Genomic DNA, 16590 nt, shown 5'->3' with positions numbered 1-16590 from the left:
ACACACATATCACTCTAAAACATCCCGAAAGCAATCAGGAATGGTTCTACTGTTTGCTATTTCAAAATTCAAGGACCGTAATTTTTTATCTTTAAGTGGTGGTGAAAAACAACAGGTTCATTTTGCGCACATCGTAGCTCAAATTATACCTCAAGACGACCAGCTTAAAATTATTCTCTTAGACGAGCCATTAAACTTTCTTGATCCAATATCAATTATTATTAATGAATCGCTTAAAAGAGATTTTATTGCATAAAAACTTAATTGTAATAGGAGTTCTACATGATTTAAATCTAGTCTTAAAATAAGCACATCAAATACTACTAATTAAAGAAGGAAAATCACTGGCATTTGGAAAAACTGATGATGTTCTGAACAGACAGAATACTGAAAAAACATTCGGGTTCACTGCTGAGATAATAACGAATGCAAAAGATCAAAAACAGTTGCTGTTTTAGCAAAAATTTCATGTTATACTACTTGTAGTTTTTATTCTTATCGCTGTACTTGAACAATTGATTGACCTGCTACTTTTTCGTCATTTTCAAAAATGATTTGGTACTTTAAAAAATAGGTGCCATCAGTACAATTTTCACCACGAATGCTACCATCCCATATTGGATTTAAGCCTTTTTCCTTAAATACGGTATTCCCCCATCTATTGATTATCACAAGGTCTATTTGTTTAGAATTTTGAACATTCAACTGGTAGACATCATTAACACCGTCACCATTCGGCGTAAAAACATTCGGAATCAAATAAGCATTCGGAATAGGAATTACAGTTACTACAGGATCTTCAGGTTCTACGACAACAACCGGATCTTCTTTTTCTTCAGGGTGTAATTTTACAACCCAAAGATCTTGTCCTCCAAAACCTCCACTTACATCACCATCTAAAGATTGAGAATAACCCGTGATAACATATCCTCCATCATCAGCTTGAATTACATCGTAACCTACATCGTAAATAGAACCTCCTAACGTTTTTTCCCAATCAATATCACCTTCCGCCGTCAACTTCACAACCCATACATCATTTATTCCATGATTAAAACTAACATCACCGTCATCCGACTCAGTATAACCTGTCACAATATATCCACCATCTTCTGTTAACGCTACACCATATAATAATTCAACATTACTACCTCCAAGTGTTTTTTGCCATGTTATAGTACCAGAGGCATTAATTTTAAAGACCCAAGCATCTAAATAACCTCCTTTATAATCTGTAACATCACCGTTTGATGATGCAGTTGAACCCGCCACAATGAAACCATTATCCGCAGTTTGTTTAATATCATATGCAAACTCACCCATATTTCCACCATATGCCTTTTCCCATATAATTGCACCAAATTCATCTAGTCTCACAACCCAACAATCCGAAGGCCCTAATGTTCTTGTCACATCCCCATTGGGCATTCCCGATATTCCGGCAAATACATAACCATTATCACTTGTTTGCTGAATTGCAAAAATTTCTTCACCACCTGTACCTCCATAAACGCCATCCCATTCCATAGTTCCATCAGGTGCTAGTTTTATGACCCAACAATCAGAAGCTCCGCGATGTCCATCAATATTTGATGAACTTGTAAAACCACCTAAAATATAGCCCCCGTCTGCAGTTTGCTGAACACTTCGACCAGTATCAGAATCAACCCCGCCAAATGATTTTTCCCATTCAACAATTCCTGTGCTACTCAATTTTATAACCCACACGTCAGCTGATCCGAAAGCCATTGAAACATCTCCGCCTGTAGAATTTGTATGCCCAACAACAATGCACCCACCATCTGTAGTAGCATCAACATCTAATGCCACATCAGTACCTGCACCACCAACAGAGGTTTCCCAAACTAAAAAACCGTCCGCATCAACTTTTACAATCCAAAAAACCATTGGTCCTCCGCCTGAAATTACATCTCCATCAGTTGAAGAAGTATAACCAACAGTGAAATAACCACCATCGTCAGATTGACTTATTGCAAAACCACCTTCTGCACGCGTACCACCCAATGCGTTTTCCCATTGTATGGGCGGCTGTGCATAAACAAGTGTTGTTAACAATGTAAAAATTAGGAATAATTGCTTCATTTAAAATAGTTTATACTACATACACCTGTATTTCTATAAGGTTGTCTAATATACTATTTTATCATCTCAAAATAAATGGATGGCTATGCCCTTTTACCGTTTTTGTTTTAATCACTTGCGGAAATGCAATTTTTAAACCAATTTCTACACCATAAACATTATAATTCGAACGCTTTATTTTATGGGTGTCGTAGAAACTAGGTAATCTAATCCGATAAGCACACGAAACTCCTCTTGCAATGTATTGGTCGATTCCCAAATAGAGTGGCGTTCGAAAATCTTTGTATTCATTAAATTCCATTCCAAATTCAATAGATAATAAGATCGTCCTTTCTTGAAATTGAGCAAATGTGATATTGGCAGCTAATTGACCAACCATATTTGAGTAAAGTGGCTCTTTTCTTATCGCTAAACCACCTTTTAACCCAAAATAATCTGTGATATTTAAATACGAATTGACACCATATATATATGACAAACCTTTAGCGAGACTGCTAAATTCAGGATTTCTAATTTCTTTATCTAAATGTAGACCAACATAAGGCTCAAGTTCAACATAAACCACTTGACTTGTAGTTTTGAATGAACCTAAACTAAGTATGCAAACAAGAAAGAAATATTTACCACAACACTTCATGTATTATGATAAACGCAAAAATTATTAAAATAATCTATTGTGGGATTAATTTATTGGAATACAAGCTCTCACACTCATTTAGCTTTGGCGTAAGGAGTGTGTTCTTAGCTTGCATTTCTAATGCATAATTTAAATAAACAAGTACATTTAAGAGATTAAAATAAATATTTTGTTACTTACTTTTAGGGCACAAAGTCCAACTATGCAAAAGTTTCGTTGGTTAAAAAAGGCGCAAAGGGCACAGAGAATTCAAGTTAAGTATTAATATTACGGTACTTTTTTGGTAAACCTGCATTTTCTATTCATAAGAAACAAAGAAAGAGCTACATTTTTAACACCTCTAAATTATTATCTAAAATTCAAATTTACACTCAAAAATTATTTCACCCCTGCGGGGTTTTAAACTTACTTAATGTAATCTTATTATCGAAGGAATGCTTCCTTCGCTATTTTATATCGTCCCTTCAGGACTTGGTTGGATGGAAAGAAAAAAGGTTTTTTGGATGGTTATTTGTGACTTCGAACTGATAGCTACCCTCAACCGATTATGTTTAAATTTTACATGATCCCATTCTTGTACTTTTCAAATAAATTATGTCACCCCTTCGGGGTTTTGAACTTTCCTATGGCAACCTAATTATCGAAGGAATGCTTCCTCCGCTATTTTATTTCGTCCCTTCAGGACTTGTTTGGATGGAAAGAAAAAAGGTTTTTTGGAAGGTTACTTGTGACTTCGAACTGATAGCTGTCCGCAACCGGTTATGTTTAAATTTTACATGATCCCATTCTTGTACTTTTCAAATAAATTATTTCACCCCTGCGGGGTTTTAAACTTTCCTATGGCAACCTAATTATCGAAGGAATGCTTCCTCCGCTATTGTATATCGTCCCTTCAGGACTTGTTGGGATGGAAAGAAAAAAGGTTTTTTGGATGGTTACTTGTGACTTCGAACTGATAGCTACCCTCAACCGATTATGTTTTGATTATACATGATCCCTCTTGTACCTTTCAAATAAATTATGTCACCCTTTCAGGGTTTTAAAACTTACTTATTGTGAATATCGAAGGAATATCTTCCTCCGCTATTGTATGTCGTCCCTTCGGGACTTGATTTTTCTTAAAACTAAACAAATCTACGTAGAACTGTGGGAAGCGTTTGATAGCAATAAACGCTTTGTGAACTCTGTGTCTTTTTTAACCAGTGTAGCTTCTGCGAAGTTGGTCTCCGTGTACTTTGCGGTTAACTTCGTCAAATCGCTATTCGTTTTTTACTTGGGGATTATTTTATTTAACCACTAAGTGCGCCAAGATTTTAACAAAGGGCACAAAGAAAAAGGAAGACAATTTTTAAACTCTAAAGACTCAAGACTATTGGCTATTGACTATTTAACTATTTGAACTGTTCCTTGACCAACTAGCTCTGTGCCATCATCACTTATAGCTTCGTAGGTATAAAAGTATACTCCGTCGGGGCATGGAGTTCCGTTCATGTTGGTGCCGTCCCAAGCGTCGGTGATGTGATTGAGTTCGGTTTTGACTTGGCCCCAGCGGTCAATAATTATACAGTGGAATTCAGAGATTGATTTTGTTTTGAACTCGAAGGTGAATTGGTCGTTGATGCCATCGTTGTTGGGACTGAAAATATTGACATGATCGAAGACGATAGGTTCGTAAATGATTAACGTTTTGCATAACGTATCGGTGCAACCATTTTTATTGAGTGCGACTAAACAGGTTGTGATTTCGTATGATTCACCACGAATTTTATAGGTGGTATCGAAGGTTTCTTCAAGGGACTCACTGAGGATCCAATCACCAAATGGGTCGTCAAAATTCCAGAAAAAAGTAGTGTCGGATAAAGGGTTGTTGGGATTTGCAAAGTGCTGTGAGGTATTGGTATAGTGGGTTTCCACGTTCGCTGTGCCTTTGTAGTTGCTCGTGAATTGTGGTGAGGTGATTTCGAAATCAGCTTTTGGATTCAATGAATCAACCGTTAGAATTTGGGTTAAAGTACAGCCGTTTTCATCCGTGGCTACCATTTCATATTGACCGGGATTCAGACCGCCCCAAGTAGAGTTCGTACTTGTCTCGCCTGTGGATAAATTGGTCCATAAATAATCATAATCTGGAATGCCGCCCGCCATCGCTGCTTTCACTACGCCATTTCCTTTTTGGTAATTGTATAAACGACAATAAGCAGGTTCAAATTCGAATTCTACAAAACGTAAAGAATCGGGTTGATCGATAATAAAACTAAATGAATTTGAACAACCATTCGCGTCAATTACATTCACAATATGTTCTCCAGCACCTAGCCCACCAGCAGAATCTTCAGCGATGCCACTTAAACCAGCGGGACTCCAATTGAAGTTGATTAGACCTAAATCACCAGTTGCATTAAAGACTTCATCAACTATTGCATAACCTGTTTTGTCTCCATAACAAAGCGGATCGACTAACGCTAAATCAATGTCTATTTCACCAGGTTCGTTTAAGGTGATGGTGCCACTACCCGAACATTCGCTATCGTCTGTAACTGTGTAGGTATAGGTTCCTGCGCCAAGGCTATTGGCTGCATTGCTATTGTCAACATTCTTCACAATACCGTCAGCATCTGTAATTTCAAAGATTAAACCTTCACCACCACCTTCAACATTAATAATAATCGACCCATCTGCAAAACCAAAACAAGTAGGTTCGTTATAAATAATATCCAAAGGAATGCCATTGGTCATGGTGATGGTTTTGGTGGTGGTTGCCGAACAACCTCCTGTTCCTGTTACAGTTAACGTTATTGTATAAGTTCCAATAGCACCATAAGTATGTGTTGGATTTTCGTCTGTTGACGTTCCGCCATCTCCAAAATTCCAATTCCAACTAATAATTTCACTAGGAGGAATGACCGTTGAAATATCATTAAACTGAACAGGATTGATAATACAACCGCCCGTACTTCCTTCTTCAGAGGATGCACCACCAGCAATAAATTCAATATTGGCATTTGGAATGTCATAAACAATCACTTCGTGAGTTGTGGTATCATTACAAGAAATTTCACTGTGCCCAATTAGGGTAACGTTGTATGTTCTTGCTTCATCATAAACATGACTGGGATTTTCATCTTCAGAAGATTCACCATCTCCAAAATCCCATTCCCAAGTGGGATCATCATCTTCAGACCAAGTAGAATTATTTTCAAAATCAATTGCTTCACCCAAACAAATATTTTCAAAACTAAAATCAGCATCTAGCACATCAGGGAAATGGATGGTTTCTACCAATCTTAAACAGCGTTCACCTATGGTATATTGTGCGGTATAAATGCCCAAACCATAATCACTGGCGCTTACAGTTTCGCTGGTTTCGCCCACCAATGCAATGCCATCTTTATACCATTGCCATTCGCCGCCAAGGGTGTCAATGATTGCGGTGAGTAGTAGGTTGCCGTCACACCAATCACCTGTTTGGGAAATGTCTGTGAAGTGATCGGTGTCGATGAGGGTGAGACCGTCAAAAAAATAATAGCCGTCTGGGTAAGTGACTCCATCAATTACTTCTGAACCGCATCTTTTTGCCAGAGCAATCGCATATATGTCAACTTCGGGCGTAAAAGTAAGGCTTACCTCTTGCCAAGAACCGTACATTATATAATTAATTTCAACATCAGCTATATCTTGCCAATCACCAAAACCTACAGGACAATCCCCACCATCCCATGGTAAATCATCACATTCAGGTGTGCCGTACAAATGCAATTCTAAAAAATCCTCACCTTCATTCCAAGCGGTGTAAAAATTTAAAGTAAAGGATCTGCCAGCTATCATGGGACTATATAAACAAGTGCCAATCGTTTCACAGAAGCTTGGTCGAGAGACAAAACCGACATACCCACTTCCACCTCCAGGTATTGGAAATATTGGTGGAATTCCTCCTCCCAATCTTAAATCGCAAAAATGATAAAAATCAGAAGTACCCCAATTGGCCTCTGTCCAAGATTCCGCACAACGAAAAGTTGGAAAATCTTCACAACATAACGTGTCTTCAAAAGAAGGGTTCGGAATTAAACTTGCATAACCATCCAATTCCAAACAATCGCAATCCTCATCATTTAAGTCAATTAATAAATCACCATCATCATCAATGCCGTTGTTGCAGATTTCTTGGGAGAAAGCAAATGAACATAATATAAATTGTAATATTAAAAGTCTATTTCTCATTAAATTTCAACTTTAATGAGGTTATAAATTACTGCTTTATTAGTTTGTTTATTTGTCTTTTCTCTTCGCTTTCTATGTGCACCAAATAAATACCTCTTTCTAAAAAACTTATTTGAATGGCACTACTATTTATATAGTTATTATCCGAATATACTAATTTACCATCAGAACTGAATAATTTCAATTTAATAGTGCCGTCTATATCCGTTCCTGAATCAATTATTTTAAATGAGTTTAGTGCTGGATTCGGTACTAATAAAAATTGACTATTGCAGAATGGTTACTGTTCCACGTTCGATGTGTTTTTTATCACTCATCACTTCTCCAAATTCGATAACCCAAACATAAGATCCATCATCAACGATACCTTGATTACCATATGATCCGTCCCAACCTTTGCTGGCATTGAATGATTCGAATACTTTTTCTCCCCAACGGTTAAAAATCGTCATGTGATAATCATAAACATCAAGCCCTAATGTGAATATTGGTTTGAAGGTTTCATTGAAGGTGTCTCCGTCAGGCGTAAATGCGTTTGGAATGAAAAATATCAGTTCTTTTTTGATGGAAATATTATCCTCAAATATACTTTCACAACCGATATCATTTGTTGCTATAAGTGTGATATGGTAATTTCCGTTCGCAGTCTGCGGATAAGTATGTGTTGGATGTTCTTCGCCGTCTAATGTTGCACCATCACCAAAACTCCATGAATAATTTGTTGCATCTGTTGATTCATTATGAAAAATATATGAATAATTAAATTCGCTTTCATCCTCTGGCATAAAAGTAAAGTGCGCAACTGGTTGAGGAATTACATTGATATAATCATTGTAATTATCCGAATCTACACAACCGTCAGTAGAGGTAACAGTCAATTTTACATCGTACAGTCCAACACCGTTATAAGTGTGTAAAACTGAAGCACCAACTGCAGCATCGCCATCACCAAAGCTCCAAGAATATAAGGATTCGCCAGATGTTGCAGATGTAAATTGAACAGTGAACGGATCACATCCTACTGTATCATCTGCAGAAAAATCTACAACTGGCAATGGATTAACTGTGATAGTAACATTGTCTGTACTCATACATCCTTCAGCAGTAGTGACAGTAAAAGTATAAGTCTCAGTTGTAGTTGGATCAAAAGGAATACCATTAATCACCCCTCTATCCCAAACAATCACATCACTAATATCAAAACCTGTTCCAGCCAAAGTATAAGATTCTCCTATACAAATCGCTTCATTTGGTCCAGCATCAATAACAGGTAAAGGATTAACAGTAACGGTTACATCATCTGTATTCTCACATCCATTCGCATCTGTTCCAGTAACTGTATAGAGATTTGTCGCTACTGGTGTGAAAGCCGTTCCATCTGTAATTCCTCCATCCCAAGCATACGTTCCACCTACACCTGCTCCAGCACCATTTAAAATAACGGGTTCACCATCACAAACAGCAATATCTAAACCAGCATCAATTATTGGTAAAGCAATTACATCTACAAGCACGTCATCTGTATTTACACAACCATTAATATCGGTACCTGTAACAGTATAAGTTGCGGTAGCAGCAGGTGCAAAAGCAACCCCGTCCACAACACCCATGTCCCAAACATACGCATCAGCTCCGCCACCGGTTAATGTTACATCATCACCTATACAAATTGCAGTATTATCAGCGCTTGCGGTAACAATTGGCAAGTCGTGTACAGTAATATCTACACTAAATGAACAGTCATCAACGTTGTCACTTGTTGCATTAAAAGTATGAATTCCGGCAGTCAATGGTTCGAAAGGAACTCCGTCAACGATTCCACCATCCCATGTTATTGTTCCACCATTTATTGAGGTTGCTCTCAAAGTAATTTCTTCACCTAAACAAATTTCATCTGAAGAAACTGTTGTTGTTAAATCGTCACAACTAATTCCTGCTCTAAATCCTAATTCTATTATTCCGATTTCATTTCCACCATGTAAAGAATTCACTACAATTGTAACTTCATCAATACCCGAATAAGTACTTGCAAAAGGAACTACAAACCCAAAACCTGAACCATCCGGCATAGGCACTGTTAACACTTCTGAGCCGACAGACAAACCACCCGAGAAAAACTCTAATGTAATATTGTTTAAAGAATGATTTAATTCACAAGCTGTTGACCAACCATTCCATATATGCAATGCATCAATAGAGGAAGTAGGAATACCTACTGTTAATGTTCCAGTAGTTATACCACTACCAGAAATATAAGGAATAGGTATACCAACACTACAAATATTAGCTAAGACATCAGTTAACGGATCAGAAAAAGCAGTCGCTTCGTTAAATATATTTGTAATTCCTGTACTACCACCAAATTCTCCTGCAGTAGTTGTAGCAGAAATTGGAACAATATGCGTTTGTCCAAAAGCAATATTTTTATTAGAAAATAAAAGTACTGCAAGGATAAAGCAATGAATAATTCTATTTGATTTCAAAGTATTCATCAGTCTTGTTTTTGTAATATGATTGTAAAGTTTATTTTCTCTTCTCCTTTATATACTTGGAAGGAATATTTACCTTTTAAACAATTTGAAAAATCAACAATTGCATATACTAAAGCATGAGATGTTGGCATTAAAACATCGGGTTGGGTTTTAGGCGTATCTTCGTTAGCTACTAATTTTAAAGTCATTAAATCAACTTCACTCGCCAAAACTTTTATTTGATTTTGATCCAAGTTATATTCAATTGCAGTTTTTGTATTTTTAAGATTGATTGCTTCTTGTGCAGATGTATTAGAAATGAATCCAAACAAAAAGATCAGCCAGATAATAATCTTATTCCCCATTGTATTAAAAAATTAAATACGTGTTTAGCGATGAGACGCCGCAATAAGCTGGGGTGTTGCTTATTTTATGTTAAAAGAATGTGAAATTTTATTGTAAAAACTGATAATAGAGCGCACAAGACATCGATTTTCAAAATTGATTTATTTTGTAAACAACTTAAAATGAACTTACACTGGTCAACTTAAGATACCAGTCAACATACACATGAAATAGAATTGAGTGGACTACTTTATTTTAGAATCGTTACGGTACCTTCTTCGATATGTTTTTTATCACTCATTCCTTCGCCAAATTTGATCATCCAAACATAAGTACCATCATCAACCAAACCTTGATTTCCATAAGAACCGTCCCACCCTTTAGCAGCGTCGTAAGATTCGAAAACCATTTCGCCCCAACGGTTAAAAACAGTCATGTGATAATCGTATATATCAAGACCACGGGTGAAGATCGGTTTGAATGTTTCATTAAACGTATCTCCATCAGGTGTGAACGCATTGGGAATATAATAAATCAATTCTTTTGTAATAGAAAGGTTCTCTCTGTAAGTACTTATACATCCAAAATCATTAATTGCTGTTAAGACGATATGATAATTGCCATTTGCAACTTGCGGATAAGTATGTGTTGGATGTTCTTCGCCTTCTAAAATTGATCCATCTCCAAATGCCCAAGAATAATTCGTTGCATCAGTAGAGCTATTGTGAAAATTATATGAATAATTAAATTCAGTTTCATCAACAGGAATAAAAGTAAAATGAGCAACAGGAACAGGCACAACTTCAATATAATTGGCATAGGTATCAGAATTGACACAACCTTCAGTAGAAGTAACTGTCAATCTAACATCAAACAGACCAACTTCGCTGTATGTATGTTCAACCGAAGCACCAACACCAACCTCACCATCACCAAAATCCCATGCATATAAAGTTTCGTCTGTAATAGCGTTAGTAAAACGAACGGTGAACGGCTCACATCCAACTGTATCATCAGCATAAAAATCAATAATTGGCAAAGGGTTAACTGTGATTGTAACCTCATCTACGCTCGTACAACCTTCAGCCGAAGTAGCAGTGAAATAATAAGTCTCTGTTGTGGTTGGTTCGAATGACACGCCATTAATGACACCGCTGTCCCAAGCAATCACATCACTAATTCCGAAACCAGTTCCGACTAAAGTATAAGACTCACCAATACAAATGGCATCATTTGGTCCGGCATCAATAACAGGTAATGGATTTACTGTAACTGTTACATTGTCAGAATTTTCACATCCATTTTCGTCTGTACCCGTCACTGTATAAACAGTTGTTGCTAGTGGTGTAAATGCAATACCATCAGCAATTCCACCATCCCAATCGTAAGTTCCTCCGACGCCTGCTCCAGTTCCGTTCAGTGTAACCGGTTCTCCTTCACAAACAGCTAATGCTATACCTGCATCAATAATTGGTAAAGCAACAACATCGACAAGAATATTGTTTGTATTGACACAACCATTTATATCCGTACCAATAACCGTATAGGTTTCAGTTGTAACAGGTGCAAAAGCAACCCCATCAAGAACACCAAAATCCCATACATATGTATCTGCTCCACCTCCATTTAATGTGACATCATCACCAATACAAATTGTTGTATTATCGGCACTTGCAGAAACATCAGGCAGGTCGTGAACAATAATTTCTATACTATAATCACAGTCATCTGCATGATCACTTGTAGTATTAAATGTAAAAGTACCAGCTGCCAGCGGTTCAAAAGCTTCTCCGTTAATCAATCCCCCATCCCAAGTAATAATACCGTCATTGACAGAAGTCGCTGTAAGCGTAATTTCCTCACCAATACAAATTTCTCGAGCAGATACATCAACAAGTAAATTGTCACAATCTCCAGCACCATCGATGGCCATATCAGTAAAGAGCCATAATGAATTATCACTCACACCAGCTGTTTGAATATCTATTCTATCCGTAACATCTAAAGCTGTAAATCTCACAGTCATGGTATACCAATTTCTCCAATCAGGCTCTGGTACATATGGGATTAAAGTAAAATCAAGTGCAGCTCCACTTAACATAGACAAATTGGCAAAACGATCATATAAGGGTGTTCCGAACACGCGATCGAACATATAATAAACGGTTAAAACATATTCTTCCCCTATGGTTAAATCTGAAATTTCATAACCCCAAGTCTCTTGTACTCCAACTCCACCGCCATATACGACACCACCGTGATATGTTCCTGTCAAAGGTGAAGGAGTAAACGGATGATCAATAAATCCACCTGGACCAGGTATTGGATCTGAAGAGCCCACTAAATTAACCGGAGTGGTATTCACTGTTTGACCTAAAAGGCCAAAGGGAATTAATAATAATAAAGTATAAAGGGAATGTAAGAGCGTTTTCATTGCAATTATTTAAGGTTATCGATCCACAGTATATTCGAGTTTTAATGCATCCCTTTTGCCGGTAATTAAATATTTACCTTCCTTGCATTCCGTGAAATCAATTGTGAAAGAATTATTTGCTTCGTCAAGTATAATTTTCGGTTGAACACCTGCGATTTTGGCCCCGTCTAGTGCTGTAACTGCAACGGTTTCAGCATTCATTTGCACCTCGTAGAAAGAGATTTTATAATCTATTAAAGGAAAAGGTTGTGGTTCGGCTTTTTCTTGGCCGAAACCACTAAAACTTATACAAAGTAATAAGAAGACCAAAATGCGTTTCATATTTAATACTTTTTTTTAAAAAAAATCTGCCGTCTTATTATAAAGACAAAATTATCAGCAAGAAAATAACGAATTGAATTGGCTATTAGTTGCATACCCATACTTTTCTTCAGAAATGAATCATAAAAACTGACTATTGCAGAATTGTTACTGTTCCACGTTCGATATGTTTTTTATCACTCATCACTTCACCAAATTCGATAATCCATACATAAGAACCGTCATGCACTAAACCTTGACTTCCGTAAGATCCGTCCCAACCTTTATTGGCATCGAATGATTCGAATACTATTTCTCCCCAACGGTTAAAAATCGTCATGTGATAATCGTAAATATCAAGACCTAAAGTAAATATTGGTTTGAAGGTTTCATTGTATGTATCTCCGTCAGGCGTAAATGCATTTGGAATGAAAAATATCAGTTCTTTTTTGATAGAAATTCTATCTTCAAAAGTACTTACACAACCAATGTCATTCGTTGCAGTAAGTGTAATATGGTAATTCCCATTTGCAGCTTGCGGATAAGTATGTGTTGGATGCTCTTCGCCGTCTAATGTTGCTCCGTCACCAAAGCTCCATGAATAATTAGTTGCATCTGTTGATTCATTATGAAAAATATATGAATAATTAAATTCGCTCTCATCCTCTGGCACAAAAGTAAAATGCGCAACTGGTTGAGGAATTACATTGATATAGTCATTGTAAATATCCGAATCTACGCAACCATCAGTAGAGGTAACAGTTAGTTTAACATCGTACAGTCCTACACCATTATAAGTATGTAAAACTGAAGCACCAACTGCAGCATCACCATCTCCAAAGCTCCAAGAATACAAAGACTCATCAGATGTTGCAGATGTAAATTGAACAGTGAACGGATCACATCCTACTGTTTCATCTGCAGAAAAATCTACAACTGGCAATGGGTTTACTGTAATGGTCACGTTGTCCGAACTTGTACATCCTTCAGCTGTTGTAACTGTAAAAGTATAGGTCTCAGTTGTAGTTGGATCAAAAGGAATACCATTAATCACCCCTCTATCCCAAACAATCACATCACTTATATCAAAACCTGTACCAGCCAAGGTATAAGATTCTCCTATACAAATCGCTGCATTTGGTCCAGCATCAATAATAGGTAAAGGATTAACTGTTACCGTTACATCATCTGTGTTTTCACATCCATTCGCATCTGTTCCTATTACCGTATAAACAGTTGTAGTAGCCGGCACAAATTCATCATCATCTAAAATTCCACCATCCCAAACATACGTACCACCAATACCAGCTCCATCACCGACAAGTGTAACAGGTTCTCCGTCACATACAGCAACATCAACACCTGCATCAATTATTGGCAAATCTACGACATCAACAAGAATGTCATCTGTATTTACACAACCATTAATATCGGTACCTGTCACAGAGTAGGTTTCAGTTGAAGCAGGTGCAAAAGCGACCCCATCAACCACACCTAAATCCCAAACATACGCATCAGCTCCGCCACCAGTTAATGTGACATTATCACCAATACAAATGGTAGTATTATCAGCATTTGCCGTAACAGCTGGCAAGTCGTGCACTGTAATATCTACACTAAAATCACAATCATCAGCATTATCACTTGTTGTACTAAATGTAAAAGTACCGGGCGCAAGCGGTTCAAAAGGAACCCCATCAACTAACCCTCCATCCCAAGTTACTGTTCCGCCATTTACTGAAGTTGCGGTTAAGGTAATTTCTTCACCAATACAAATTTCATCTGAAGAAACTGTTGTTACTAAATCGTCACATTCACCACTACCATCAATTGCCATATCCGTGAACAACCATAACGAATTATCTGTTGTTCCATCAGTTTCTATATCTATTCTATCCGTTGTCGCTACTGCAGTAAATCTAACAGTCATCGTATACCAAGTTCTCCAATCAGGCTCTGGCACATATGGAATTAAAGTAACATCTAGTGGGGCACCACTTTGCAATGATAAATTTCCAACACGATCATACATTGGGGTTAACTGAACGACATCATACATATAATATACAGTCAAAACATACTCATCACCAATTGTCAAATCAGAAATTTCATATCCCCAAGTTTCTTTTGTTCCACCATAAAAAACACCACCATGATAAGTACCTGTTAAGGGTGATGGTGTATAAGGATGAAGAATAAATCCACCTGGACCTGGAATAGGATCAGATGAACCTACCAAGTTAACGGGAGTTGTGTTTACTGTTTGACCAAAAAGGTTAAATGGAATTATTAATAACAGTGTAAATAGAATGTTTAAAAAAGTTTTCATACCAATAATTTTTAATTATCTCTCCACAATATATTCGAGCTCTAAAGCATCTCTTTTTCCAGTGATTAAGTACTTACCTTCACTACAATCTGTAAAATCTATTGTAAAAGAATCAGTTGATTCGTCAAGTATAATTTTTGGCTGAACGCCGCTAATTTTACTCCCGTCTAGTTCGGTTATCTCCGCTGTTCCAGCATTCATTTGAACTTCATAAAAAGAGATTTTATAATCCATTAATGGAAATGGTTGAGGTTCGGCTTTTTCTTGACCGAAACCACTAAAATTAATACTTACACAAAGTAATGTTAGGATCAAAATGCGTTTCATATTCAAATGTTTTAATTTCATTAAAATTGCCATCACTTAAAAACATGAGTGGGTAAAAAAGAAACGATTCAAGAAGTTAAAGGGTTGCCTTTTTGGGAGTTAAATTGAAATGCTAATTTCACTACAAATACGAAATTAACGATCTATAAAGTGAAAATAGCACAGTATAAATCGATTTAGAAATAAAATAGGTCAGTCATTTTCAATTTTCCTTTGGTTTAGCAAATTGAATTCGATTCTCGTAAAAACAGCCCAAATGCAACTATATTAAATAACTATCCTCCTTTACAAGAAGACGCATGCGCGAGAAAATATTGCAGCAAGTAAAGGAAAAACTTGGCAGTAAGATATCAAATCCTAGTCGATTTAACCTCATAAGACGAACGAGAATCGAAGATTATATGACTCCTAAAGGACGTAAAGGAATCTAACTATTGTTTTCAACTTATTCCAGCAGCGCTCAGCACATTGAACCCAATGAATAATTTAGCAACCAATATGCCTAAACTATAAACTGAGTGCAGTGTTGAGCGCCACTAAAATGAGAGTTGAAGTCCCTTTTAACTTAGTTGGACTATTTACTACCAACAATTTGAACAGTACCTTGACCGACTAATTCTGTACCATCGTCAGTAATTGCTTCGTAAGTATAGAAATAAACACCATCAGTACATTTAGAACCGCTTTTGTCTGTTCCATCCCAACCTTCTGTAATTTGATCCAATTCGGTTTTAGTAATACCCCAACGGTCAACTATAACACAATGGAATTCGCTAATTGATTTTGATTGAAACTGGAAAGTAAAAATATCATTCATTCCATCACCATTTGGACTAAATATATTCACATGTTTAAATTCAATTGGCTCATAGATCACGATATTTTTACATAAAGTATCTGTACAACCATTTTTATTGATGGCTACTAAACAAACATCGATATCATAAGATTCTCCTCTTGCTTGGTAAACTGTATCAAAATTTTCTTCTAAGGCTTCACTTAAAACCCAACCACCTTGAGGGCTGTCAAAATTCCAAAAGAAAGTTGTATCCGCTAAAGGATTAAATGGATTAGCAAAGTTCTCTGACAAGTTCACAAAATGGGCATCAATCTCAGCCGTTCCTTTATAGTTGGATGTAAATTGATCAGATGTGATTTCGAAATTAGCTCTTGGATTTAAAGAATCTACTGTGATCGTTTCTGTCAAAGTACAACCATTAGCATCTGTAGCAACCATTTGATATTCTCCTGGATTTAAACCACCCCATGTAGAATTAGTACTTGTTTCGCCCGTTTGTAAGTTCGTCCATAAATAACCATAATCAGCAACTCCACCGATCATTGCTGCCTTTACAACACCATTACCTTTTTGATAATCATATAATCGGCAATATGCAGGTTCATATCCTAATTCTACAAATTCCAA

At 36.8% G+C, this 16590-nt stretch carries 11 protein-coding genes and 1 pseudogene; 1 reads left to right on the top strand and 11 read right to left on the bottom strand.

Annotated features, from left to right (window positions below):
* The first annotated feature begins 40 nt into the window (after positions 1 to 40).
* A complete protein-coding gene (locus T367_RS24010) occupies positions 41 to 256 on the top strand; it encodes a hypothetical protein (RefSeq protein ID WP_027420235.1) in 216 nt (71 codons plus the stop codon).
* Positions 257 to 495: 239 nt separating this feature from the next.
* Here T367_RS24010 and T367_RS22335 read toward each other — a convergent pair whose 3' ends face one another.
* The 11 genes and pseudogenes from T367_RS22335 to T367_RS24005 all read right to left on the bottom strand — a co-directional run.
* Positions 496 to 2103 (bottom strand): T9SS type B sorting domain-containing protein, encoded by a 1608-nt coding sequence (locus tag T367_RS22335; RefSeq protein ID WP_051568541.1) that lies wholly within the window; start codon positions 2101 to 2103, stop codon positions 496 to 498.
* A 61-nt stretch (positions 2104 to 2164) separates the two neighbouring features.
* Positions 2165 to 2740: a hypothetical protein gene (locus T367_RS0112940; protein ID WP_027420234.1), complete on the bottom strand. Its 576-nt coding sequence runs from the start codon at positions 2738 to 2740 to the stop codon at positions 2165 to 2167.
* 1383 nt (positions 2741 to 4123) lie between these two features.
* Positions 4124 to 6958 (bottom strand): T9SS C-terminal target domain-containing protein, encoded by a 2835-nt coding sequence (locus T367_RS25570; protein ID WP_027420233.1) that lies wholly within the window; start codon positions 6956 to 6958, stop codon positions 4124 to 4126.
* 28 nt (positions 6959 to 6986) lie between these two features.
* A pseudogene (locus tag T367_RS25615) lies at positions 6987 to 7196 on the bottom strand (T9SS type A sorting domain-containing protein); the annotation flags it as partial.
* 28 nt (positions 7197 to 7224) lie between these two features.
* Positions 7225 to 9450, bottom strand: coding sequence for a T9SS C-terminal target domain-containing protein (locus T367_RS0112930; RefSeq protein WP_027420232.1), 2226 nt, complete (start codon positions 9448 to 9450; stop codon positions 7225 to 7227).
* Positions 9450 to 9794 carry a hypothetical protein gene (locus T367_RS0112925; protein ID WP_027420231.1) on the bottom strand — a complete coding sequence of 115 codons (345 nt, stop codon included), beginning with the start codon at positions 9792 to 9794 and terminating at the stop codon, positions 9450 to 9452. The genes T367_RS0112930 and T367_RS0112925 overlap by 1 nt, the downstream gene beginning before the upstream one ends.
* A gap of 230 nt (positions 9795 to 10024) precedes the next feature.
* Positions 10025 to 12208: a T9SS C-terminal target domain-containing protein gene (locus T367_RS0112920; RefSeq protein ID WP_027420230.1), complete on the bottom strand. Its 2184-nt coding sequence runs from the start codon at positions 12206 to 12208 to the stop codon at positions 10025 to 10027.
* Positions 12209 to 12223: 15 nt separating this feature from the next.
* Entirely contained in the window at positions 12224 to 12529 is a 306-nt protein-coding gene (locus T367_RS0112915; RefSeq protein WP_027420229.1) for a hypothetical protein, read from the bottom strand.
* 133 nt (positions 12530 to 12662) lie between these two features.
* Positions 12663 to 14837, bottom strand: coding sequence for a T9SS C-terminal target domain-containing protein (locus tag T367_RS0112910; RefSeq protein WP_027420228.1), 2175 nt, complete (start codon positions 14835 to 14837; stop codon positions 12663 to 12665).
* Positions 14838 to 14852: 15 nt separating this feature from the next.
* Positions 14853 to 15164 carry a hypothetical protein gene (locus T367_RS0112905; RefSeq protein WP_157454226.1) on the bottom strand — a complete coding sequence of 104 codons (312 nt, stop codon included), beginning with the start codon at positions 15162 to 15164 and terminating at the stop codon, positions 14853 to 14855.
* Between the two features lie 574 nt (positions 15165 to 15738).
* On the bottom strand, positions 15739 to 16590 hold an 852-nt coding region (locus T367_RS24005; protein WP_027420226.1), incomplete at its 5' end, for a T9SS type B sorting domain-containing protein.

Origin of the sequence: Crocinitomix catalasitica ATCC 23190, from assembly GCF_000621625.1 — a bacterium.
GTDB lineage: Bacteria > Bacteroidota > Bacteroidia > Flavobacteriales_D > Crocinitomicaceae > Crocinitomix > Crocinitomix catalasitica.
The sequence above is the reverse complement of the archived record's forward strand: the minus strand, read 5'-3'. Positions and strand labels throughout refer to the sequence as shown.

What these genes read in the sequence shown, in the direction of transcription:
- T367_RS24010 (WP_027420235.1), top strand. Translation starts at nt 41, where the DNA reads ATGGTTCTACTGTTTGCTATTTCAAAATTCAAGGACCGTAATTTTTTA.
- T367_RS22335 (WP_051568541.1), bottom strand. Translation starts at nt 2,103, where the DNA reads ATGAAGCAATTATTCCTAATTTTTACATTGTTAACAACACTTGTTTAT.
- T367_RS0112940 (WP_027420234.1), bottom strand. Translation starts at nt 2,740, where the DNA reads ATGAAGTGTTGTGGTAAATATTTCTTTCTTGTTTGCATACTTAGTTTA.
- T367_RS25570 (WP_027420233.1), bottom strand. Translation starts at nt 6,958, where the DNA reads ATGAGAAATAGACTTTTAATATTACAATTTATATTATGTTCATTTGCT.
- T367_RS0112930 (WP_027420232.1), bottom strand. Translation starts at nt 9,450, where the DNA reads ATGAATACTTTGAAATCAAATAGAATTATTCATTGCTTTATCCTTGCA.
- T367_RS0112925 (WP_027420231.1), bottom strand. Translation starts at nt 9,794, where the DNA reads ATGGGGAATAAGATTATTATCTGGCTGATCTTTTTGTTTGGATTCATT.
- T367_RS0112920 (WP_027420230.1), bottom strand. Translation starts at nt 12,208, where the DNA reads ATGAAAACGCTCTTACATTCCCTTTATACTTTATTATTATTAATTCCC.
- T367_RS0112915 (WP_027420229.1), bottom strand. Translation starts at nt 12,529, where the DNA reads ATGAAACGCATTTTGGTCTTCTTATTACTTTGTATAAGTTTTAGTGGT.
- T367_RS0112910 (WP_027420228.1), bottom strand. Translation starts at nt 14,837, where the DNA reads ATGAAAACTTTTTTAAACATTCTATTTACACTGTTATTAATAATTCCA.
- T367_RS0112905 (WP_157454226.1), bottom strand. Translation starts at nt 15,164, where the DNA reads ATGAAACGCATTTTGATCCTAACATTACTTTGTGTAAGTATTAATTTT.